Below are 22,061 nucleotides of genomic sequence, written 5' to 3'. Positions count from 1 at the left end.
ACGTAGAAAAAGCGTCGCAAACGTTATGAGAAAATCGTTCCTTCCCCATCTAGGATTGATATTAGTGGGACTTCTTTTCTTAGGACCCTTTGCTTGGCTCGTTTTAACTTCCTTAAAAACAAAAAGTGAAATATTCGCCATCCCTATTGTCTGGGTTCCGGAGACCATCCAGTGGTCGAATTATGTAGACGCAACGCAAATGATTCCCTTTGTTCGTTATACATTGAATACCCTATTCATCTGCTTCTTTTCCATTCTTGGGCAGCTTATTGCTTCCCCATTAGTTGCCTACGCATTAGCAAGAATGAAATTTAAAGGACGGAATTTTATTTTCTTTCTTATGATGGGTACGATGATTCTACCCTTTCAAGTGACGATGATTCCTTTATATGTATTATTTAATAAAATGGGAATGCTGGATACGTATTGGCCTCTTATCCTACCTAACTTTTTTGGATCAGCCTTTTATATTTTTATGCTAAGACAATTTTTCCTCTCCATCCCATTTGAATTAACGGAGTCAGCAAAAATAGACGGTGCTTCAGAGTTTCGAATCTATTGGCAGATTATCCTACCATTATCAAGACCAGCTCTCTACACGGTTGCCTTATTTACGTTCTTAGCTTCATGGGGAGATTTCCTTGGACCACTCATTTACTTAAATGACCCAGAGAAGTGGACACTTTCCGTTGGATTACGATCCTTTATCGGTGAATACACGGTGGAATGGGGTATGTTAATGGCCGCCTCTACCTTGTTTACGGTTCCGATCATTGTTCTCTATTTCTTTGTACAGCGTCAATTTATTCAAGGAATTACTCTCACTGGATTCAAGTAAAAAAAGTAGGTGGATCATATGCTAACACTAGATGGAAAGATATACAAACTAGTAACGACATTTGCAAACTATTCCATATTAAATGGATTATGGATTGTATTTTCTCTACCGTTGTTTACGGTATTTCCTGCCTTTGTTGCCATGCTTGCCATCATTCGTGACTGGTCCAATGAAAAGGAGCTTCCTATTACTGCAACCTATTTAATGTATTTTAAAAAATATTTCAAAAAAAGTTGTATCATTGGTTTTATCCAACTGGCAGTGGTTAGTATTTTTCTTATTGATTTCCATGTCATTCTTCAGCTTCCTAAAACATGGGACATTCTCATACTTCCTATTTTCGCTGTCATGAGCCTTTTATTTTTATTAATGTCTATTTATATGTATCCATTACTTGTTTCGTTTACCATGACCGGCAAACAACTTATACGTAACAGCTTTTATTTATCTATTTCAAAACCTATCCCAGGGTTGTTTGTTGTTATACTTGTAGGTCTGATGCTAATATTATCCTTTTTTATAAGATTTCTATTTTTATTATGTACGTTTAGTGTTTGTGCTTTAATCGTTCATAAAATGATTCATACAAGTATGACTAAATTTCCGAAAATGATTGTACAGGAAAAATGACAGAACCGCTCGAAGACAGTCTCAGTATCTAAAGCTGAGTCTGTCTTTTTTAGTTTTAGGTCTTATGTTACTACCAATGATAGTTTTATTTTCAAATTTAATAGAAGAAAACTACAAATTATGTATATATTTTTTTCAGTTAACTACTGGTACCACCCCCATATAATATCCTCTAAATGATAGAAATAAAAAGACACATTCCTTATTTGGGAATGCGCCTGCTTGTGGAATACGTAGAATCGTTATTCTTGTTAAAAAGTAATCAAGGGAACAGCCTTTTGTTTAACTCCATGTATCCCCTTATTGACTAATAAGTGAGTCTAGTTTTTGGGCTTGTCCAGTGCTTGGTAGGCTAACTGGTACTTCCCTCCGTCCGCCACTTCTGAATGATACAATGCCTTAAGGGCATTGTTTTTTTCAAGACCGTGTTCGGACTTCAACTCTTTTAAGCGTGTATGCAATTCTTTATGATCCTTGATAAGCTGCTGCATTTGCGATTTCATATATTTCAAAATAATTATCTCCTTTTTTAAACCCAATCCGTTCCCCAAGTATAGCATTGTTAACCTTTATTTTTAAAATAAATTTAAAAATCCCTAGAGTTGATAGAAGATGGCTTCCATTTTTACAAATTTGGTTACCCTCAAAAGATGTCCCCTTGGCTATTATTTTTAAAAAGAATAATGCTTATTCTACTTAAATCCTATATAATAATATCGATTAAGGAGGTGATAGAAATGATGGAACAAATTTTAAAAGAAATTCAACAAATGAATGAAAACTTTCAACAAATCGATGAAAGATTTCAAAAGATGGATGACCGTTTCGAAAAATTAGAGGAGAAAATGGATCATAAATTCGATATGGTAGCAGAACAACTTGATCGAATGGAATCAACTCTAGATTCAGTTGCAAAGACAGCTAACGTTGATTCTATAGCCATTCTTGAAAGAATTGATAAGAATACTAGGAGCTTAAACCAAGATATAGAGTTTCTTTCTAAAAAGTCTGGTAGACATGAATTGTACTTTAATCGAATTCAAAATTCCTAGTGTGATTCCTTCTATCTGTTTATTTTTCAAACTCCATTTCCACATGACCTCTTCGACGTTCCTATTCAGAGACAAGCTCTGATAAACCACAGGTTTTTAGCTAACTTAATTAGTACACTTCCATTTTTTTATTACTAATATGCATACAAAAAAAAATAGTCACCGCGATGACTACTCTTTCGATGACTATTGATTTTTACTCCCTCTTAAATGAGAGTTCACTTTAACGCTATCCTAACCAGAAATAACCTGTTTAAAAAGCATCCTAAATTGCTCCCGGTCTTCTGCTGTAAATGGTTTTGGTCCCTTTGTTCGCTTTCCGCTTTTTCGAGCCATTGCACTTAAATAACGCGTTTGTAATAATTGGTCAATGTTTTCATTTGTATAACTAAACCCTTTATGATGGAGGACTATATTTCCTTTTGCTAATCCTAGCGAAGCAAGACCATAATCTTGCGTCACAATGATATCTCCTTTTTCAGCTAACTTCATAATACGATAATCTGCAGCATCTGCTCCAGAATCAACATAAATGGTTTCCACTCCTGATGGTTGTTCTGCATTAGAAAAGTGAGAAAAGCTCGTAACCAGGATAACTGGAATTTGCGCATTCCTACTTTCCGAAATAATAATATCTTTTACCGGGCAAGCATCTGCATCAACATAAATTTTCATCTTTTTATCTCTCCTGTAAAGAAGTTCGAATTAGTAGTGGTAGTATTCATAAATGGAGGTAATTTTAAATCATGTAAGCTGAATGCTCTTGTATTCAATAAACAAGAGTTTCTGCCATATGCTTCAATAGGCCAACCGATTTCATTAAGTTACTCCTAATATTACCCCACTGTTCTAGAGCGAACAACTATAGGGAGGAAGAATTTATGGTCCTCTCCCCTTTTACCCCTAAATCTTACTTCACACCAGCTTTTTAAAATCATATCTTTGATTGGTGTCCTTTGTTAGTGCAATATGCCGAATTATTTTGTATTAACTTTGTATTTTTTACACAAATTAATCCTCAGTATTGCCTGTTTCGATACATGGTACTCGTTGCATAACGAATTGTAAGTCCGGTAATTGATTACTCTAATTCTTATCGGACACAGAATACACTTACTTGGTTAATTACGCTATTTTAGAGGAGTTATCGGACACAGAGTACGTTATTGGCTTATAATGGAGCAGAAATAGGCACCTTTTGACTCGATAGCGGAACGTGTGTCCTATACGATCGTGAAAACACCCATATTTGTAAAAATAACGGATTGTGGGTCCTATAAATGCCTTCTCTCATTTTTTGAGGACACAGGATACGTTATAATGTTCTACTACATCCTAATGGCACCGGGGGTTAGGTTTGTTTCAGTGAGAAATTATAGTCTAATTACCTCCCTGGTATTTATATAATGGTTAACACCCCATCACGCTCATACCATCTTCCTAAAACACCCCGCCACAGCCGGAAATCTCTCAAACTCTTTCCTCATCTCCCGAAACGAAATCACATCATTTCCTCTAGTAAGCTCAAAATCTAGTGGATATTCGTGACAGTTTAATGGGGATTGATGAAAGTTTTCTTTATAGCATTGGATGGCAGCTTGCTGATTAAACGCATAGATAAAAACAAACTCCTCCTTACTTCTCTTTAGTGAGTAGATGTTTACCTTATGAAACCCTAGTACATTGTTCTGAATCATTTCCGCTACCTTCTGATGATTGACTTGATGCAAATCTACTTTGGACATGTCATCATCTAAAGTAATTTTCTTCTCCGCTAGTAAATGGTGTATGCAATGGGCCAGTGAAGTTTCTTCATTCTGGAAACAATACAGGTAAACATCTCTCACTAACATGTGATCACACCTCGGTATTAGGTTTATTTAAAGATTGGCTTCATTTTTTAAAAGTTATGATAGCTCCTTTACCTAAGTCATCTCCTCTAATACCACCGGATTATTCCAAAAATCTGTTCGCACCATTCGATACTTTGCCATCCTCAACCACTGTCCTTTCTTCTATTAAAATTCCTTCCATAGTACATATAGGTAAATATCAGGAATAAGGTCAGTACGTTTTTCATAAAAATGTGAAGAGTTTATGACAGAATGATTCAGTGGTAGTTGTTAGTTAAGATCTTTTTGTCGTAGATTGAGTAAAAACGTAGAACTGGTTCCATGCTCCAACCTATTTTTAAAAAACTAGATTTAATGACTAGAATTCGATAATATAAATATTGTGAAAATTAAAAAAAGAGGGAGAGTTATTCATGACACAAGATTTAAGTCACCAATATTATAAAGAACTAATTGATTTAAAAGATGTAGAAGGAATCGAAGCTCAAATTCAGAGTTTACTTAATGTTCAGATTGATTCCGTTTCTGATCTAGAAAAGTGGTTTATAGATGAAAAGAATTTAATGATTAAAATCAATGAGGCGATGACTGGTCACCAAGTGGACTTCTACCGGAACACAGAAGATGCGGATATCAAGGCAACTTATCTTCACGATCAGCAAGTCATCCAACCTCTTTTAATGAAATATGAAGCAAAACTGAATGAGAAATGCTGTGAATCACCTTATTTCAATCAATTAGATGAAAAACAGTACGGTTTAATGCGACGCGTTCGCGAATCCAAAGTGAAACTGTTCAGAGAAGAAAACATTTCATTAATGGTAAAAGAACAAGAGCTTAACACGAAGTATAGTGAAATTATGGGAGGGCTAACCGTTGAATGGGACGGAGAGCAAAAACCTTTTCCGTTTATCCAATCCCAACTTGACAATCTAGACAGAACCGTTCGTGAAAAAGCTTATCACGCGATGGGGTCAGCCTATCGTCAAATTAAACCCGATATGGATGTCATTATGGATGAACTCGTTCAACTACGTCATCAAATCGCTTTAAATGCAGGCTTTGAAAATTATCGTGATTATATGTTTGTCGTCAAAAATCGTGAGTATAGTGTCCAAGATTGTTATGACTTCCATGAAAATGTAGAGAAACATATTATCCCTGCTTGGAATCGACTTGCAGAAGTTTTTAAATCCAAGCTTGGTGTTGATACCTATCGCCCTTGGGATAACACAGCTAAATTGATGAAAAACCCACCATACACCGAGGTGTCTACGCTTATGGATGGCGTTTCTGAGATGTTAGGTAAGACCGATCCATACTTTGCAGACCGTTTCGAATACATGAGAGAAAACGGGTTACTGGATCTTGGAGATCGGAAAGGAAAAAGCCCAGGTGGTTTCTGTACCGGATTACCTGTTTCAGGGGATACCTTTGTATTTGCGAATTTTAGTCCATCCTTCTTCTCTCTGATCGCATTAATTCATGAAATGGGCCATGCAGTGAATGGCTACCTTGAGTTTGCCGCACACGGTCCTATTGAAGAATACCAGCACCGAATGGAAGTGGCTGAACTCTATTCTCATGGGATGGAATTACTCTTATTGGATAAGTTGGATCGTTTTTATCCAGAAGAAGAAGATTTTAAGAGCGCTCAGCGTGAAGAATTAAGACGTGCATTTACGATGTTATTCGGACCATTGTCAGGGGATCTCTTCCAGCATTGGATGTATACGAATCCTACACACACACCTAAAGAACGTGATGAAAAATTCTTTGAAATCTCAAAACGTTATGGCTTAAACCCTGTTGATACTACAGGACTTGAGGACCAAATTGGTATGAGCTGGGCAGGCACCCTTCATTATTTCCAAGTGCCTTTCTATAATATTGAATACTCCATCTCCATGCTTGGTGCTTTACAATTACTTGAAAATTATCAGAAAAACCCAGAGCAAGCTGTCGAATCCTTTAAAAAAGGGGCAAGTGCGGACTACAACCAATCCATCGCAGCTATTTATGAAGAAACTGGCGTGAGTTTTGATTTTTCAGAACCTGCCGTTAAGCGCATGGGTGAATTCCTAGAAAAAGTTATTCAAAACATTCATTAATAAAGTGGGCCTTCGGGTACGGTTCTTTTAGGTGACAATCGAAAGTTTTACGCGCAAAAAGGCACAACTAGTTAAATGATCTAGTTGTGCCTTTTGCTTTGCTCTCACTGAGGATGCTTTATAGGTATAAAGTTTATGTAGTCCCCTATGAAAGTCAAAAATATGGTCCCCCCTACCAGCCAAAGTTTGTAAGGGTAGAATAAATAAAATACATGGATATCAATACGGCAACAATAGTTAGAGCAATCATCCATATTTCTTTACAACGGTGCTTGAACAAACGATATATAGAAAAAATGGCTGTAGTAAACGTCATCAATATCATAATACGTCGTATCCAAAGGGCTCCTGACATAGTAGCCATCATATCTGTACTGCCACCTAATAGCATGAGAATCCCCATATGAATCCAATGGTGTGAAGTAGCAAGGAAGGAAAAGATAACAGAAGATATAGAAGTAGTTGCTTGCTTAGCTTTAAAATTCATTTTGTTTGCTCCTTTTTTGTGATAAAGCATCATTAAATAATTTAAATCCACTCAAAATTTGATACTGATCACCTTCTGAAACTCGATGCAAAATAGAACCGTAAAATTCGATTGAATGTTCTCTTACTTGTTTCAACGAATGTTCCCCTTTTTCAGTCAATGACACTAAAACTTCACGACGGTTCGCCTCGTTCAAAAATCTGTTTACAAAACCACCTTTTACAAGGGAATCTACCAAACGGCTCACCGTACTTCGTTCTAAAAATAATAAGTCAGCTAATTCACCGATGGTTAATGTTTTATTCTCTAATTCTTGTAAAGCAAATACTTGAGATGGAGACAAATGAAAACCACACGGAGTTACATTTTGCTCAAGCAAACCAAATAACCGAACAAACTTTTGGACTGTATTACGTACTTCTAAAATTTCTTCTCGATTCAATTTTTTCATCACCTTCTCCGATATCTAACATAATCGTGTATTACGCAACTGTTGTATGATACATATATTATCTAAACATTAATTATTTAGTCAACAAAATGCTTTTATCAAATGTTAAACAAGTGCCCCCTGTTAGTTCGTTAACAAATTGTATAGGACTCCTATTCCGTTATTTACCTATAAACCTTGTTTTTTTGGTGGTTATCGGACTGTGGTTCCGTTATTCGATCAAAAGTTTGTCTTTTGGGGATGGTTTTAGGTATATAACGGATCCTGTGTCCTATAAGTAACACAAAACGTACCTTTTTACCTAAATAGCGGATCTCCTGTCCTATAAAAACGTTTACTCTGATGTCAGGCTGCCCAACATAAAAAAGAGCTTTCCATTATTTGGAAAACTCTTTTTTAAAAATAGTACCCTTCTATTATCGACAGATCATAAATTCCAAGTCTCTCGGATAATAGGTCAACATTTCCATCCCATTTTCGGTCACTAAAACGGTATCTGAATGTCTAAATCCACCCAAACCTCTTACATAAATTCCGGGTTCTACGGTAAATACCATGCCAGGCTGCATGATGGTATGGTCTCCTAAATCAAAAAATGGTGCCTCATGTCCTAGTAATCCGATCGCATGTCCTGTGTGGTGCTGGGTTAAATGTGTAATATTGTTTTCCTTGAAATAGGCTTGGACCGCCTCTTCTACAGAGGAAGTGGGCATGCCAGGCTTAATGTGCCGGAACGCTACTTCCTGCGCCTCATACATGAATTGAAAGTATTTCAATTGTTCCTCGCTAACATCCTCGACAAACATTGTTCTCTCTAACTCACTATGATAACCCCATACGCAGGCGGCTGCACCCGTTACGAGGTTGTCCCCTTTTTTCAAAACAATGTTTTGCGTGACGGCATGAGGGAATGCCGACATTTCACCGATTTGGCCACGGAAGATAGCCATTGCTGTGTACCCATGCGGTTTATACTCTGGCCCTAGCGTCTCGATCATAGCCATTGTTGCCTCATTGCTCGCTTTACTCGTAATCTCTATTTCACTTAAACCCGCCTTAGAATATTTCTGTAAGAGACGGTGTGCTAGATTCCCCCAACGGCATGATTCTTTAATCAATTCAATTTCAGCAGCTGATTTGATAAAACGCAATTCTTCAATCACGCCTTTAAGTGAAACAAACTCTTTTGCTGATAAAAATTCACTGACTGCAGGTCCGCGATATCCCATGGAAGATCCGTAGCCAAGGGCATCATAACCGACTACTTTTCCTTCGAAACCTGATTCTAAAAGCACATCTTTAAAATATTCCATTGGATGGCGTAAACCTGGATATTCTGGATAGGAATGAACATAATCAACAAGCGCAAACTCCTCCGCATGTTCATGTTCCAAAGCTGGGACGAATAAGTGTACTTGTTTAGCAGGGTCTATCACTAATCCAATCGGACGTTCTGTTGGGTGAAAATGAAAGCCAGTTAAATAAAAAATATCCGTTACACTAAACAATATGGCACATTCGATTTGCTTTTCATCGATTATAGAAAAAAATTTGGACTGACGATGTGCTAATTCTTCTCTTGGAATGGATAATAACATTTTCACTACTCCTTTTGTTCTTATTTCGTATATCTAATAATAATAGAATAAATGATTGGGAATTGCCGCACCTCTACCCTTAGGATGAGTGATTATTCATTTTTATGATGGAACAGCTTGGACAATTTAAAGCAGAGCAAAAGTTACCGAACAGCCTTTTTTGCGGACACAGGTTCCGCTATTTTACTATATTGTTTGTTTTTTAGAGGTCTATCGGACCATGGTTCCGCTATTGCACCAAAAAAGGGCTATTTTCCATGAATTATGGCGAATAGCGGAACCTGAGTCCTATAAACGATGAAACAACGTCTTTTTTTACTAAATAGCGGATTCTGAGTCCGATAATCTAGAAAACAGAATTTATCTTACTAAAATAGAGGGTTATGAGTCTGGGAAAAAGACAACTTAGAAAACAACACATACGTATAAAAAAGGTTCATCTGCATCTGTTGTGAAAGCAGAAGAACCTTCTTCACTCATCTCGCTACTTTATCTCTAGATAAAGCCTGTTTAAACTGCTCAATGAGGATTGGAACGATTTCAAACGCATCGCCGACAATTCCGTAATGACAGTTTTGAAAAATAGGGGCATCTTTATCTTTGTTGATGGCAATAATTATACCAGAATTTTTCATTCCGACGATATGTTGAATGGCACCAGAAATGCCAATCGCAAAATAAATTTTTGGCGTAACGGTCACACCAGTTTGCCCTACTTGATGTGGATGGTCGATCCAACCCGCTTCTACCACATCGCGGCTTGCACCAACTGCTCCTCCAAGCGTTTCTGCTAATTGGTGGACTAACTGAAATCCTTGGTAGCTCCCTAATCCTTTTCCACCAGCAACAATGATGTCCGCTTCGTCAATTCTTACCTTCTTAACCGTTTCCTTGACGATTTCTAATACCTTTGTCCGAACATCTTTTTCCTCTAGGGAAATGGTTTCTTCCACAATCTTGCCTGTTCTCCCCGGTTCTGGAGGCAGTGCTTTCATGACTTTAGCGCGTACCGTTGCCATTTGCGGGCGGTATTTTTTACATAAAATGGTCGCCATAATGTTTCCGCCAAACGCTGGTCGGCTTGCCAATAGTAATCCTGTTTCTTCTTCCACATCCAACTCAGTTGTATCCGCTGTCAAACCTGTTGGCATATCAGTGGCTACCGCACTTGCCAGGTCTTTGCCAGTTGAAGTAGCGCCGAAAAGGATAATTTCTGGTTTATGTTTTTCCGTGCATTCGAGTAGGGCTTTCATATAGGTTTCGGTTCGGTAATGTTTAAAAATGGGCTGATCATATACATACACGGTATCTGCCCCATATTCAAAAACAGTCTTCGTTAAATGTTTAACATTTTCACCGATGAGAATACCCGCCAATTCCACTCCTCGTTTGTCTGCCAACTTTCTTGCGGCACCCAATAGTTCAAGGGAGACGGAAGCAACTGTATCATCCTTTTGCTCTATAAATACCCAAACACCTTTGTAATCTTGGAAATCCAATTATATTTCCCCCTTTGTTTCAAAGAGTTCTTTCTTTTCAAGCACGATGGAAAGCAATTGCTCTACTTGTGCCTTTGGATTGCCTTCAAGCAGCGTTCCTCCTGAAGGTTTTGCAGGAGCCCAAACTTTTGAGACAATGGTTGGGGAACCCTTCAACCCAAGCTGCTTGATATCAATATCCTCCAGATCATCAACAGACCAAATATGTGGTTTATATCTAGCCGCTTTGATCATGTTCGGAAGCGGAGAATACGGTACTTCATTGATGGTTTTTTCAACGGCCAACAAGCATGGTAAGGTGGAGCGAACGACTTCATGTCCGTCCTCTAACTTACGATGGACGACCGCATACCCTTCTTCTTGGTTAATTTCTTCTACTTTGTTCACCGAAGTCAGCGGTGGAATATCAAGCCTTCTAGCGATTCCGGGACCCACTTGCCCTGTATCACCATCGATGGACATTTTTCCACAGATAATTAAATCCACTGGCTTTATTTTTGCTATTTTTTCAATTGCCTTTGTTACCGCATAGCTCGTTGCTAAAGTATCGGCTCCGGCAAAGCGACGGTCTGTGATTAAATAGCCCTCATCCGCGCCTATTTCAATGCACTTTTTAATAGCGGTTACTGCTGGCGGAGGCCCCATTGTGACAACGGATACGATTCCCCCATACCTGTTCTTGAGACGAACCGCCTCTTCCACCGCATGGGCATCATACGGATTCAATATTGCAGGCGCCGTTCTGCGGTCCATCGTATTTGTTTTTGGATTCATCTTGATAATCTTGGTGTCAGGTACTTGCTTGATACAGGCGACAATATGTAACATTTAACCCCTCCCTATTTCATAAGCACAGAGTTCCTTTTTTACCTGTGGCTGCGCTAGGTGTTTTCTTGCAATCAACCATTTAATGCCCGTTTACTTTTACTTTATTAAAAGAAATGTACTTACATTCTAGTTTTCTGACAAATATGCTATGGAAATGTTGGGAATGAAAAGAAGAATACTAAAAAATTCCCTTCCCCTTTTGACGAAAATAAAAAAGTTTTCATTGCGTGGCCCATTTCTTTTACATTTTCTTCAAGAATAAATGGATTGGAAAGGAATATATAATTTACTAGTCATATTAAAGGGAGTGAAGGCTCTTGGCTAAAATGGTTATAATGTATGAAGAACCAAAGGACAAAGAGAAATTTGATAAGCATTATTTTGAGGTGCATGTACCTCTTGGCAAGAAAATCCCCAATATTATAAAAGATTCTGTACATCGTGTCGTTCATTCCGAAAATACAAATTTAAACCTTTATATTGTCACTGTTTTAGAGTTCGAAAATATGGAAAAGTTAACCGAGGCACTTGCCAGTCCTGAAGGAAAACAAGCAGAAGAAGACGCAAAGAATTTTTTCCATTACCTAAATAAACCTCCAATTGTTACCATTTTAGAATAGGTAAAACTTGATAGAAAGATTACTTTAAGTTCGCTGTGAAATACACAAATTGTTTGAGTACATCGCGTGGATATTTATCCTACCGTGTTACCCCGCGCCTGTCCCTCTCAACATTCATTGACAGAAAAAGAAGTAACCGCCTGCTCCGTTCAAAGATTAGGCGAATTACTTCTTTTTTTAAATAGCCAAAATAACAGCCGAATTGTTCCTTAAAAAAATTCATCAGCATGCCTTCTTAATTAACTTTTTAACGATAACCACTGAAAAGATACCATTGGTAAATACGTAGTTGGATACATGTCGAGTGGTTTTTTATTCAAAAGGTGGACTAGATAGGAATATTTTTTTATCAAAATAAGTTGAAAACTATACTTAATTAAGAGTAACCCCTGACAGGATTGGATTTATCAATTCCCTAAACCCAACAAGCACCCTTCCTTTTTCCTAGGCATATGGTAGTAATAAATGTTTGGAGGTTATGCTATATGGATAAGGAAAAAGTTCCCATTGTGAAATCAGGGTCATCTCGTAATTCCTGGCATATTTACGAAATTATTGGGATCCTATTAGTCTTTAGTTCTGTCATACTTCTGTTATTTTCGCCTGATTCATTGTCTAAGCTTTTTGATACGATTATTAAAGAAGTAAAGCCAATTGTGGTAGATATTTTTCTAACAAGTGAAGTTGGGATTGCGATAATTGTAAGCGTTATCGTAGGTCGATTATTGGAACGATTAGGATTTACAGATGGATTGATTCGACTTTTTGTCCCTATTATGAAATGGTTTAAAATTAATCCATCTGTGATTATTCCAAGTGTTTACAATATACTCGGGGATATTAATGCAGCAGGAAAAATTTCAGGACCCATTTTAGTAAAAGCCAACGCAACGAAAGCGGAACAGAAAATCGCGGTTGCTACGATGATTCAGTCTCCGCAGTCCTTTGCCACCTTTGTTCTCGGATTAATTGCGTTATCAGCCTTTAGTATCAATGCATTTCCGCTTGTTATCTTATCTATTTTTGTTCCTATTATCATGGTACCCTTCGTCCTTTCCAGAACGATTTATCGGGACACAAGAAAGGTAGAGCTTGATGAATTACCTCGATTCACTCCTAATACGACTTTTTCTCAAACCGTCTTTTCATCTGCAAAAGAAGGCGCTGAACTCTTATTTTTGATTATTATCCCAGCTGTTGCAGCTGTGTTCTTCTTTATCGGAGCACTAAAATTCATTGGAGTATGGGGTTTTATTGAATCAAATTTATCCGCTATTTTAACCTATCTAAGTATTGAACCTGGAACAGGGATAGTTTCGATTCTAGCGGCTCCAACTTTAGCTGTTGCTCAACTTGCTGACCTCGCAAGTTCGGTTGATCCAAGGTTAATCGTTGGTTCTTTTGTTTTAGCCAATTCTGGTTTACCATTATCCGTTATTTTTGGGCAAGTACCAGTCACTTGGGCGGAGTCCTCTAGTTTAAATGAAAAAGAAGTTTTAGGAGCTGCCATTATCGGAATGATTATCCGATTGATTACCGCCTGTGTTTTAGGTTACTGGCTTACTCCATTTTTGGTGTGATAAACGATGAAATACATGATTCGTGGAAAAAAGCTCGTTACGGTTAGTGAATTAGGAACGATTGATAATGGGGCAATGGTGATTGAAAATGGTGTAATTGTGGTTGTTGGGGAATGGGCTAAACTTCAACAAGACTTTCCAAACTTGGAGGACGTGGATTACTCAAATTTCGTGATTACTCCATCCTTAGTGGATTGTCATACCCATTTACTTGAATTTGCTCCAACCTCTCTTTATCCGGTAACGCCTGAAACGCATTTCGTAGCCGGAAAGGCTTTACTTTTCCATGCCTTATCTGCTGGAATCACCGCGTTAGGAGAGCAAATTTGCGGTCATCCGCTATGTGATTTTTCGATCGAGGAATATCGAAAAGCTGTAAAAGATTTTCCTATGGACATCTCATTTGCCACAACTAGTATCTCCATTGGATTTAGAGACTTAGCTCACTTTACTTCGGTTACACAATCACGGTCCGTAAAACAGAATGACTTGAGTGACCATCGTTTAGTAGAAAAATTAGCACAACATAGTGATTATCCTGGGGAGAATATTTTTATCAATGCGACTCCCGCCAATTTTACCGAAGAAATGGTTCCAAGGGCTGGAGAAATCATTTACACTGCTAATGAGTTAAAGAAAATTGTGGACATTTTTCATGAGACAGGTAAAAAAATCGGTTGTCATGTTGCTGGTGAAGAAGGAATTCAACTGGCACTGGATGCGGGCATCGATGTTTTACATCATGCCCATGGGATAACTGAGCCACAAATCCAGACGGTTTTAGAAAAAGGTGTTCAGGTTGTAGCCACTCCAATGGGAGGAACACATCTAAAGCCAAACTCACCAGAGGAAATCCTTCAGTTGGTTAAGCATAATGTGCCTGTCTCCATCTCAACCGATTCTTATTTGCCACCTTATCCTAAATTGTCGTGGTTGCCATTTCGTGATCAATCTCTAAAAGGACCAGACGTGTTAATGCTGATTGCTCACCCTTCCATGAAAATGTTGGCGGCGAAACAATTCGATGAAAATGAAGTTCTAGCATTACTTACCGCCAACCCTGCCAAAATTTTAGGAAAAGAAAAGTTATATGGTCAACTTACACCAGGACTCCAAGCAAACTTTCGTGGCAGAAGGTATCCCCGGACTTGAAATAACATGTGTGGAGGATATAAAAAAAGTATTCTATCAAGGCAGAAAAGTAATTGATAGAAATTAAGGAAACACAGGGACGGTTCTTGTGCTTCATTTTTATAAACAAGAATCGGCCACCTGCTCTTTATCGGACTCCTATTCCGTTATTTTGCTAAAATACTTGTTTTTTAGTAGGTTATCGGACTGTGGTTCCGTTATTTGGTTATAAGGAAGTCTTTTTTTATGGTTTTCCGGTTATAACGGAACCTGTGTCCTATTAGTGTAGAAAAAACGTGTTTTTCACATGAATAACGGATTCTGAGTCCTATAGAAAAGATAGTATGGGCGCAAACCTCCTCGTAGATGTGAACTTTCTAATTTTCGGGCCAAATTTCCCTAAGTATGTTATATCAAAAGTCTAGAACCCGCATAAAACAAAAAGAACAGAAGGAATATCCCTCTGTCCACTAGATTTGATTAAATTCTTATTTCGCATTTTCATCCGGCTGGTGTATGCCGAAGATGTTTCCTTCGGTATCAAGGTAGTATCCTTGCCATGCCATTCCTGGCAGGGCATATTTCGGCATGGCGACCTGACCGCCAAGATCTAGAATCTTTGCTTCCGTAGAATTATAATCTTCTACTCCCATCGTACAGGCATAGCCATTTAATGGTTGGTTTGGTTGTGGCGGCGGGCTTTGGCGCTTCATTAATGCCCCGTTAATGCCTGGCTCATTTGCATCACCCGTCACTGCACCAAAATATGGCATCCCCGCATACTCACTCCAATCTTCAAATGTCCAGCCAAATACTTCTCCGTAAAATTTCTTTGCCCGTTCCATGTCATCTACATGAATCTCAAAGTGAATTAATCTTCCCATAATTACTTCCTCAAATTTTTTAAAAAACCGTACTGCACGAAATCATTTGTATGTATTTTCTAGCAATAGTCTTGATTCTCCTTCATCATTATTGAAATAATGAGAGAATATTATTCACTTGTATATAATTAAAACTAGTTAAGTGTTTATTAAACAACGGGACAAGGGAACCTCTGTCCCTATTGTAAACGTTAGTGGAATTTTTGAAAGTTAATCTATGAGGAAAATATGTTTCTTATTTTTTGTAGACACAAAGAAGGTTGTTCTTATTAACGTATTTATGTGTGAGGTTTAATGATTTTTCAATTTATGAATTTCCCTTGAATGTTCTGAAATCATTTGATCATAATATTTTAAGTCATGTTTGATTGCCATGGAGTTCTTGATTTCTTTTACCTCGACAACGACGGATTCTACTTTCGATTCAAGAGCGTCCAGTTTTTTGTTTGTTTGAGTTATTTTTACATCTGTTGCTGCAACAGCATTTATTAAATGATGTAAGAAATCACCTTGTCTCTTTTGTTCACCCGACAGCCTTTCATCCATCTCATCAATTCTTTTCTCCATTGCATCAAACCTTTTGTCCATTGCATCGAACCTCTGCTCCATCGCAACAAATCTTTGATCCATCGAATTTAGCTTGTCCAAAATCAACTGAAGTGTTTGCTCCATATTCTTTCACCTCCCTTATTTTATTCTTATTTATTATAGCAGATTTATGTAGTTTTTTGTCGGAAATCACCCTGATAAAAAAGTGCCGCTCACGCTGAAACGACACTTTTTACGTCATAGATTGATCGCCCTGTATTTCAATACGATCGGGTCTTGTATAGATGTTTAACGAATGTTTACGAAGAAAACCAACGGTCGTGATATGAAGCTCTTCCGCCAGCCTTAATGCCAATTCGGTTGGAGCTGACTTGGATAGAACGATACCGCATCCGATTTTGGCTACTTTCAGTAGTACCTCCGAGGAGATACGTCCGCTAAAGACAATAATTTTGTCTGAAAGGGAGATGGAATTTTGGAGGCAATAGCCATATATTTTATCAAGAGCATTGTGTCGTCCAATATCCGATCTATCCACAATAATTCCATTTGTATCACAAAGGGCTGCATTGTGAACACCACCCGTATCTTGAAAAATCGTAGACGATTCCTGCATCATTTCCATCAAATGAAAGCACTGATTCACAGAAACAGAGACATCTACATTCTCTATTGGTTTAACCGTTCTAGCATCATTATAAAAATAAAAGCTTTGACGGCTTTTCCCACAGCAGGAGGTTACGACTCGTTTGGAGTGAAACAACTCGTTTAACTTGTTTACCTTATGCGTATTTACTATCGCACGGCCGGTTGCTTCAATGATCGTTAATTCCTTAATGTCTTTCATGCTTTTGATAATACCTTCTGAAGCCAAAAAGCCGACCACTAATTCTTCTAAGTGCTCAGGGCTGCAAACCAATGTTGCAAATTCCTGACCGTTTAGGACGATTGTCATGGGATATTCCGTCACAATGGTATCCATTACTCTGTGGACGACGCCCTCTTCATACCGCCAGATGCTGCTTTCCATTTTCATTGGCTGAGTCATAGTTTTTAACTCCTCCTTACTTTCCTTCAATCGGCTGGTCAAAAACGAATACAGTCATGGCAATATCTTCTTTAATATTAATATCAGAAAATAACCGAAGCACTTTTGCCCCCATTAAGTTTTCGAATCTTAACTGGACCTCTGGCTTTTTGTAGATTTCCTTTACGAAACTTGTTCTCGTTTCATGGACCATTTGTTCACCATGTTCTGAAGTAAGCATGAACTTCTCGACATTTGTGAGGTTCCCCTTCATTTCACTTACTGCCCAGGAACCTATAAATTTTGTGGAGATTTCCTTCGGTCCATTTCCGACATATTCTTTTCTAATTTCACGAACTAGCATACTAAATTGATGCTCCATATTTTTTGGCATTCATCGTTCCCCCTTATGGACACTACTTAGTTTAATTCTAAAGAGGAAACCCATTCATTACGTAACGAATGGGTTTGCATTTTTTTCTATCCAACTTACTCTTTTAAACTTTCTCCCATGCCTTTTAAAAGATTAAATCCGAAACCTAGCGCACGATTAATATCCGGGTCCTTTAGAGCTTTCATTAAGTCAAAAACTCCAAGCTTTGCATCTTCTTCAAGTCCCTGCTGAGCCTTTTGCAATCCGTTCGTTAAGCTTTTTGCGAGCTTAGTGGTAGTATTTGGGTCTAGCTCCGTTAGTATACCGCCTGCTGCCATCGCATTATTAATCAAGTTGGTCACTGGCTCTCGTGTCAATTGACCAACTGCAATTTTTGCCGCTTTTTCTTTTGATTTTAAAAGACTTCCTACAGCGTCCATGATCCCGCTGTCATGTAATTCCTGCAGCAAATTCAAAGTCTCGAGCAATGAATCTTTATTTTCCGCAACCCCGGAGAGTAGATTCTCCAGGGATTGCGTTTTCTTTTGTTCTTCTGTCAGCTCTATTTTTTGAATGATTTTTATCGGCTTTGCCATTACGCATTCCTCCTGTCATACAAACCAGGCTCAATATGCTCATTGATGCTAGCAATCGGAACGTAATCTCCACGTTCCCATTTACGATAGATTTCAAGGCCCATTTGCGGAGTACGAGTTGCATTTCGCGGATTGTACCTTGGAAGCGGATTTTCCCCTTTCAGTTCAAGAACTTCCATCCGCACTTTCGTTTGTTTGTAGGCTGGTGTATGTGTGACGACATCCACTGCCCCACCGGTTAGAAGGTTCACGGCACTTTCGTGGCTTGAAGAGTGCATTGGCACATAAACCGTTTTTCCTTCTACACGATCGGTTACCAGAACTGGTATCTTGATCGCTCCATACGGTGATACAAGACGAACAAGTGAACCGTCTTTTACGCCGCGTTCTTTCGCTAGTTCCGGAGATACTTCCACAAACACTTTTGGGAATTTGTAGTTTAGTCCCTCGGATTTCTGTGTTAAATTTCCTTCATGGAAGTGCTCCAACAGACGTCCGTTATCTAATGCGAGATCGAATTCCTGAGGGAACTCCACTGGCGGAACATAATCAAACAATCCGAAACGTGCTTTTTTATCTGGAAAATTAAAGCCATCTTTGAAAAGCAATGGCGTGTTGGATCCATCAAGTGATCCCCAATGGAAGCTGTTCCACCCTTCGAGAACATCATAATTACACTGACTGAAGAAAGGTGTTAAGCTAGCCATTTCATCAAAAATCTCACTTGGATGCGTATAATTCCAATCAAAGCCCATCTTTTTAGCAAGCTCTGTCAAAATCCACCAGTCTGGTTTACTATCCCCTAGAGGCTGTAAAGCTTGGTATAAGCGTTGTACACGGCGTTCAGTATTCGTAAACGTTCCATCCTTTTCAAGTGACGGAGCACCAGGCAAAATTACATCTGCAAATTGAGCGGTTGTGGTTAAGAAGATTTCTTGAACAACAAGGAATTCTAACTTCTCCAACATCGCCTGTGTATGGTTCGAGTCCGCATCAACCCATGCCATATCCTCACCCGCAATGTACATCGCCTTCATCTCGCCTCTATCAACAGCTCCAAGCATTTCGATATTATCCAGTCCAGGATTTTCAGGAATTTTTACTCCATAAGCTTTTTCGAATTTTTCACGGATTTCAACATTGGTTACAGATTGATAGCCAGGGAAGATATTTGGCATCGTTCCCATATCGGCTGCACCTTGCACATTATTATGTCCGCGTAATGGGTAGGCACCCGCGTTTGGACGCATCATGTTACCTGTCGCTAAAAGCAGGTTCGCAATCGCAACGGATGTGTGTGAACCCGCAATATTTTGCGTGACACCCATTCCCCAACAAATGACAGTTCCATCGGCATCACGGATCATTTCAGCCATTTGGATTAAGGTTTCTTCCGCAATACCTGTCATCTTTTCGGCCTCTTCTAAACTATAAGGCTCAATCATTTTCAAAAATTCATCATAGTGATTCACATGTTCGGTGATAAATTTTTCGTCATGCCATCCTTGGTCAATCATATACTTCGTAATAGCCGATAGCCATACATAGTCCGTCCCTTGTTTTGGACGAACGAACAAGTCGGCACGGTCACCCATTTCATGGCGGCGTACATCGACAGTGATTAATTTTTGACCATGAAGCTTTTGCGCACGCTTAATACGGGTTGCCAATACAGGATGTCCTTCTGCTGGCGCGCATCCTACTAACATAACAAGCCCTGCACTTGCGATATCTTGAATGGTTCCTGAGTCCCCGCCGATGCCTCCCGTTTGCTGTAACCCCCATGAAGCTGGTGACTGGCAATAACGTGAGCAGTTGTCGACATTATTTGTTCCAAATACTTGACGTGCTACCTTTTGAATAAGGTAATTTTCTTCATTTGTTATTTTAGAAGAAGAAATAAAACCAATCGAATCGCTGCCGTAAGTATCTTTAATACCACCGAGCTTCTCGGCAACGAGAGTAAGCGCCTCATCCCAGCTTGCTTCCACAAACACATCACCTTTACGTATTAAAGGAGAAGTAATACGTTCCTGAGAATTAACAAAATCCCAGCCAAATTTCCCTTTTACACAGGTCGAAACACTGTTTACAGGAGCGTTTTCAGATGGCTCAATTTTCAAAATTTCACGGTCTTTTGTCCACACTTCAAAGGAACAGCCAACACCACAGAACGTACAAACCGTTTTTGTTTTTTCAATACGCGTTTCACGCATCGCTGCTTCGACTTCCGATACGGCAAAAATCGTTTGATAATCAGGCTCTACTGCTTTCACAATGTCAATCATCGGTGTAAGCAAGTCATCAGAAATCCCCGACATGAAACCTGCATTTCCAAGCATTGATTTTTCCATTAAGGCGTTACAAGGGCAAACGGTCACACATTGCCCGCAAGATACACAAGAGGATTCGTTAATGCTTTTTCCTCCGTCCCATAAAACACGCGGCTGTCCGCTTTCCCAGTTAATGGTTAGCGTTTCATTCACTTGAAGATCCTGACAGGTCTCCACACAACGGCCACATAAAATACATTGATCAGGATCGTAGCGATAAAACGGATGAGACATATCGACTTCATAACCTTTAGAGCGATGAGGACGTGTTTGGTGTTCTACTCCCATCATTTCAGCCGTATTATGGACACGACAATTGCCGTTGTTATTGTCACAAACCGTGCAGTATAATAAATGGTTTTCTAATATGCGGTCCATGGCTTCCTCTTGAGCTTTTTTTGCAAGCTCAGAAGATGTCAAAATATCCATGCCTTCCTCAACCACAGTGGAACAGGCACGCATAATGCTTCCGTTTACTTCACACATACATGTATCACAGCTTTGGACGGGTCCAAGAACCTCCGAATAGCAGATATGCGGATGCTCCATTTCTTGTTTTAATAAATAATCTAAAATACGTGTTCCTTTTTCTACTTCATGTGCTGTTCCGTTAATCAGAACATTCACTTTTTCATTCACAATAAGTCCTCCTAGTAAAAACAGAAAAATTGATTCTAGTAAAATATATTTTTCTAAAAAACTCTTAAGTGATTAGCTAGCCTTCTTGATCATCGATTTTGCATTCGATCGTGATAAAAGCGAATCCTTGTGAACGGTCCAATAGATCAAGGCTACAAAAACTCCGCCTCCAATTGCATTTCCAATGAGAACCGGAACAAAGTTTGCGAAATAATCTGCCCATGTGAAGTGGCCCGCAAAGATCGCTGCAGGGATAACAAACATGTTAGCCACAACGTGCTGAAAACCAATCGCCACAAACGCCATGATGGGGAACCAAATCGCCAGTATTTTTCCACCGATATCATCCGCTCCAAATGCCAGCCAAACACCTAAACAAACCAGCCAGTTACAGCCGATAGCGGAAATGACGCTTTTTATAAATGATTCGTCAATCTTTGCTTCTGCAATGGCAACGGTTTTCGTAAGGAAAGGTCCTGTTTCGGTTAATCCAAGAACATGTCCGAAGAAATAAGCGACAAAAACAGCACCAATAAAGTTACTGATTAAAACTAAAAGCCAATTTCTCGCCAGTTGTCCTACGGTAGCACGCTTAGCAAAAACGGCCATCGGAAGTGCCATCATATTTCCTGTTAACAATTCTCCGCCTGCGATAATGATTAACATGAGTCCTACTGGAAAAACAGCGCCTCCCAATAATGAACTGAACGAACCCCATTCCTCCGGTAAATTGGCAATTACTCGAATATCCAATAAAAATCCAAATGCAATAAAGGCTCCACCTAAAAATCCTAATAATATTGCATGTAAAGCATGCATGGATGCCTTTTTCGCCCCTGCATCCACCGCTATTTCTGCAATACGCTGCGAACTATGAAACGCCATATTTTTTCCTCCAATTAGTTGAATATTATTCATGTTGTTAATCCAATGGGTGAATAGTCCATTGCTTTAAACGTTTGTACGATGGAATGAATAGACT

The 22,061-nt window shown here is 38.9% G+C and carries 22 protein-coding genes; 7 read left to right on the top strand and 15 right to left on the bottom strand.

Features of this window, described 5'->3' with window-relative positions; all coding sequences use genetic code 11:
- Positions 1 to 25 precede the first annotated feature (25 nt).
- Positions 26 to 838, top strand: a complete 813-nt coding sequence (locus ACSBPO_RS10555) for a carbohydrate ABC transporter permease (protein WP_442600347.1) — start codon at positions 26 to 28, stop codon at positions 836 to 838.
- Positions 839 to 856: 18 nt separating this feature from the next.
- Complete coding sequence (locus tag ACSBPO_RS10550; RefSeq protein ID WP_442600006.1) at positions 857 to 1,468, top strand: YesL family protein; 612 nt, start codon at positions 857 to 859, stop codon at positions 1,466 to 1,468.
- Between the two features lie 320 nt (positions 1,469 to 1,788).
- Here ACSBPO_RS10550 and ACSBPO_RS10545 read toward each other — a convergent pair whose 3' ends face one another.
- Complete coding sequence (locus ACSBPO_RS10545) at positions 1,789 to 1,980, bottom strand: hypothetical protein (protein WP_442600005.1); 192 nt, start codon at positions 1,978 to 1,980, stop codon at positions 1,789 to 1,791.
- Positions 1,981 to 2,205: 225 nt separating this feature from the next.
- Here ACSBPO_RS10545 and ACSBPO_RS10540 point away from each other — a divergent pair, with 225 nt between their 5' ends.
- Entirely contained in the window at positions 2,206 to 2,520 is a 315-nt protein-coding gene (locus ACSBPO_RS10540; protein WP_442600004.1) for a hypothetical protein, read from the top strand.
- A 234-nt stretch (positions 2,521 to 2,754) separates the two neighbouring features.
- Here the strand turns inward: ACSBPO_RS10540 and ACSBPO_RS10535 are convergent, their stop codons facing one another.
- Positions 2,755 to 3,195, bottom strand: coding sequence for a YaiI/YqxD family protein (locus ACSBPO_RS10535; protein ID WP_442600003.1), 441 nt, complete (start codon positions 3,193 to 3,195; stop codon positions 2,755 to 2,757).
- A gap of 752 nt (positions 3,196 to 3,947) precedes the next feature.
- Positions 3,948 to 4,373 carry a hypothetical protein gene (locus ACSBPO_RS10530; protein ID WP_442600002.1) on the bottom strand — a complete coding sequence of 142 codons (426 nt, stop codon included), beginning with the start codon at positions 4,371 to 4,373 and terminating at the stop codon, positions 3,948 to 3,950.
- 413 nt (positions 4,374 to 4,786) lie between these two features.
- Between ACSBPO_RS10530 and ACSBPO_RS10525 the strand changes: the two genes are divergently transcribed.
- Positions 4,787 to 6,484, top strand: coding sequence for a M3 family oligoendopeptidase (locus ACSBPO_RS10525; RefSeq protein WP_442600001.1), 1,698 nt, complete (start codon positions 4,787 to 4,789; stop codon positions 6,482 to 6,484).
- Between the two features lie 172 nt (positions 6,485 to 6,656).
- Here the strand turns inward: ACSBPO_RS10525 and ACSBPO_RS10520 are convergent, their stop codons facing one another.
- The 5 genes from ACSBPO_RS10520 to ACSBPO_RS10500 form a co-directional block, all read right to left on the bottom strand.
- The gene (locus ACSBPO_RS10520) at positions 6,657 to 6,971 is read right to left on the bottom strand and encodes a hypothetical protein (protein WP_442600000.1); all 315 of its coding nucleotides are present in this window, start codon (positions 6,969 to 6,971) and stop codon (positions 6,657 to 6,659) included.
- Positions 6,961 to 7,422 carry a MarR family winged helix-turn-helix transcriptional regulator gene (locus tag ACSBPO_RS10515; protein ID WP_442599999.1) on the bottom strand — a complete coding sequence of 154 codons (462 nt, stop codon included), beginning with the start codon at positions 7,420 to 7,422 and terminating at the stop codon, positions 6,961 to 6,963. Before ACSBPO_RS10515 ends, ACSBPO_RS10520 begins: the two co-directional genes overlap by 11 nt.
- Positions 7,423 to 7,838: 416 nt before the next feature.
- On the bottom strand, positions 7,839 to 9,020 hold the full coding sequence (locus ACSBPO_RS10510) for a M24 family metallopeptidase (RefSeq protein WP_442599998.1): 1,182 nt from the start codon (positions 9,018 to 9,020) through the stop codon (positions 7,839 to 7,841).
- Between the two features lie 476 nt (positions 9,021 to 9,496).
- Positions 9,497 to 10,519 (bottom strand): electron transfer flavoprotein subunit alpha/FixB family protein, encoded by a 1,023-nt coding sequence (locus ACSBPO_RS10505; RefSeq protein WP_442599997.1) that lies wholly within the window; start codon positions 10,517 to 10,519, stop codon positions 9,497 to 9,499.
- Positions 10,520 to 11,347 carry an electron transfer flavoprotein subunit beta/FixA family protein gene (locus ACSBPO_RS10500; RefSeq protein ID WP_442599996.1) on the bottom strand — a complete coding sequence of 276 codons (828 nt, stop codon included), beginning with the start codon at positions 11,345 to 11,347 and terminating at the stop codon, positions 10,520 to 10,522.
- Positions 11,348 to 11,673: 326 nt separating this feature from the next.
- Here ACSBPO_RS10500 and ACSBPO_RS10495 point away from each other — a divergent pair, with 326 nt between their 5' ends.
- The 3 genes from ACSBPO_RS10495 (at position 11,674) to ACSBPO_RS10485 (ending at position 14,699) form a co-directional block, all read left to right on the top strand.
- A complete protein-coding gene (locus ACSBPO_RS10495; RefSeq protein ID WP_442600346.1) occupies positions 11,674 to 11,967 on the top strand; it encodes an EthD family reductase in 294 nt (97 codons plus the stop codon).
- A gap of 485 nt (positions 11,968 to 12,452) precedes the next feature.
- Entirely contained in the window at positions 12,453 to 13,547 is a 1,095-nt protein-coding gene (locus ACSBPO_RS10490; RefSeq protein WP_442599995.1) for a hypothetical protein, read from the top strand.
- A 6-nt stretch (positions 13,548 to 13,553) separates the two neighbouring features.
- Positions 13,554 to 14,699, top strand: coding sequence for an amidohydrolase family protein (locus tag ACSBPO_RS10485; RefSeq protein ID WP_442599994.1), 1,146 nt, complete (start codon positions 13,554 to 13,556; stop codon positions 14,697 to 14,699).
- A gap of 467 nt (positions 14,700 to 15,166) precedes the next feature.
- Here ACSBPO_RS10485 and ACSBPO_RS10480 read toward each other — a convergent pair whose 3' ends face one another.
- From ACSBPO_RS10480 to ACSBPO_RS10450, 7 genes are all read right to left on the bottom strand, one after another.
- Positions 15,167 to 15,562: a VOC family protein gene (locus ACSBPO_RS10480; protein WP_442599993.1), complete on the bottom strand. Its 396-nt coding sequence runs from the start codon at positions 15,560 to 15,562 to the stop codon at positions 15,167 to 15,169.
- Positions 15,563 to 15,853: 291 nt separating this feature from the next.
- The gene (locus ACSBPO_RS10475; RefSeq protein WP_442599992.1) at positions 15,854 to 16,234 is read right to left on the bottom strand and encodes a hypothetical protein; all 381 of its coding nucleotides are present in this window, start codon (positions 16,232 to 16,234) and stop codon (positions 15,854 to 15,856) included.
- Between the two features lie 109 nt (positions 16,235 to 16,343).
- Positions 16,344 to 17,159: a formate dehydrogenase accessory sulfurtransferase FdhD gene (fdhD, locus tag ACSBPO_RS10470; RefSeq protein WP_442599991.1), complete on the bottom strand. Its 816-nt coding sequence runs from the start codon at positions 17,157 to 17,159 to the stop codon at positions 16,344 to 16,346.
- A 16-nt stretch (positions 17,160 to 17,175) separates the two neighbouring features.
- The gene (locus ACSBPO_RS10465) at positions 17,176 to 17,532 is read right to left on the bottom strand and encodes a DUF2294 domain-containing protein (RefSeq protein WP_442599990.1); all 357 of its coding nucleotides are present in this window, start codon (positions 17,530 to 17,532) and stop codon (positions 17,176 to 17,178) included.
- Positions 17,533 to 17,627: 95 nt separating this feature from the next.
- A complete protein-coding gene (locus tag ACSBPO_RS10460; protein ID WP_442599989.1) occupies positions 17,628 to 18,107 on the bottom strand; it encodes a DUF1641 domain-containing protein in 480 nt (159 codons plus the stop codon).
- Positions 18,107 to 21,079: a formate dehydrogenase subunit alpha gene (gene fdhF, locus ACSBPO_RS10455; RefSeq protein WP_442599988.1), complete on the bottom strand. Its 2,973-nt coding sequence runs from the start codon at positions 21,077 to 21,079 to the stop codon at positions 18,107 to 18,109. The genes ACSBPO_RS10460 and fdhF overlap by 1 nt, the downstream gene beginning before the upstream one ends.
- Before the next feature lie 72 nt (positions 21,080 to 21,151).
- Entirely contained in the window at positions 21,152 to 21,964 is an 813-nt protein-coding gene (locus tag ACSBPO_RS10450; protein WP_442599987.1) for a formate/nitrite transporter family protein, read from the bottom strand.
- Positions 21,965 to 22,061: the final 97 nt, after the last annotated feature.

It is taken from the genome of Neobacillus sp. D3-1R (assembly GCF_052180215.1).
Lineage (GTDB): Bacteria > Bacillota > Bacilli > Bacillales > Cytobacillaceae > Pseudoneobacillus.
This window is presented reverse-complemented; position numbering and strand designations above follow the sequence as displayed.

What these genes read in the sequence shown, in the direction of transcription:
- ACSBPO_RS10555 (WP_442600347.1), top strand. Translation starts at nt 26, where the DNA reads ATGAGAAAATCGTTCCTTCCCCATCTAGGATTGATATTAGTGGGACTT.
- ACSBPO_RS10550 (WP_442600006.1), top strand. Translation starts at nt 857, where the DNA reads ATGCTAACACTAGATGGAAAGATATACAAACTAGTAACGACATTTGCA.
- ACSBPO_RS10540 (WP_442600004.1), top strand. Translation starts at nt 2,206, where the DNA reads ATGATGGAACAAATTTTAAAAGAAATTCAACAAATGAATGAAAACTTT.
- ACSBPO_RS10535 (WP_442600003.1), bottom strand. Translation starts at nt 3,195, where the DNA reads ATGAAAATTTATGTTGATGCAGATGCTTGCCCGGTAAAAGATATTATT.
- ACSBPO_RS10530 (WP_442600002.1), bottom strand. Translation starts at nt 4,373, where the DNA reads ATGTTAGTGAGAGATGTTTACCTGTATTGTTTCCAGAATGAAGAAACT.
- ACSBPO_RS10525 (WP_442600001.1), top strand. Translation starts at nt 4,787, where the DNA reads ATGACACAAGATTTAAGTCACCAATATTATAAAGAACTAATTGATTTA.
- ACSBPO_RS10520 (WP_442600000.1), bottom strand. Translation starts at nt 6,971, where the DNA reads ATGAATTTTAAAGCTAAGCAAGCAACTACTTCTATATCTTCTGTTATC.
- ACSBPO_RS10515 (WP_442599999.1), bottom strand. Translation starts at nt 7,422, where the DNA reads ATGAAAAAATTGAATCGAGAAGAAATTTTAGAAGTACGTAATACAGTC.
- ACSBPO_RS10510 (WP_442599998.1), bottom strand. Translation starts at nt 9,020, where the DNA reads ATGTTATTATCCATTCCAAGAGAAGAATTAGCACATCGTCAGTCCAAA.
- ACSBPO_RS10500 (WP_442599996.1), bottom strand. Translation starts at nt 11,347, where the DNA reads ATGTTACATATTGTCGCCTGTATCAAGCAAGTACCTGACACCAAGATT.
- ACSBPO_RS10495 (WP_442600346.1), top strand. Translation starts at nt 11,674, where the DNA reads ATGGTTATAATGTATGAAGAACCAAAGGACAAAGAGAAATTTGATAAG.
- ACSBPO_RS10490 (WP_442599995.1), top strand. Translation starts at nt 12,453, where the DNA reads ATGGATAAGGAAAAAGTTCCCATTGTGAAATCAGGGTCATCTCGTAAT.
- ACSBPO_RS10485 (WP_442599994.1), top strand. Translation starts at nt 13,554, where the DNA reads ATGAAATACATGATTCGTGGAAAAAAGCTCGTTACGGTTAGTGAATTA.
- ACSBPO_RS10480 (WP_442599993.1), bottom strand. Translation starts at nt 15,562, where the DNA reads ATGGGAAGATTAATTCACTTTGAGATTCATGTAGATGACATGGAACGG.
- ACSBPO_RS10475 (WP_442599992.1), bottom strand. Translation starts at nt 16,234, where the DNA reads ATGGAGCAAACACTTCAGTTGATTTTGGACAAGCTAAATTCGATGGAT.
- fdhD (WP_442599991.1), bottom strand. Translation starts at nt 17,159, where the DNA reads ATGACTCAGCCAATGAAAATGGAAAGCAGCATCTGGCGGTATGAAGAG.
- ACSBPO_RS10465 (WP_442599990.1), bottom strand. Translation starts at nt 17,532, where the DNA reads ATGCCAAAAAATATGGAGCATCAATTTAGTATGCTAGTTCGTGAAATT.
- ACSBPO_RS10460 (WP_442599989.1), bottom strand. Translation starts at nt 18,107, where the DNA reads ATGGCAAAGCCGATAAAAATCATTCAAAAAATAGAGCTGACAGAAGAA.
- ACSBPO_RS10450 (WP_442599987.1), bottom strand. Translation starts at nt 21,964, where the DNA reads ATGGCGTTTCATAGTTCGCAGCGTATTGCAGAAATAGCGGTGGATGCA.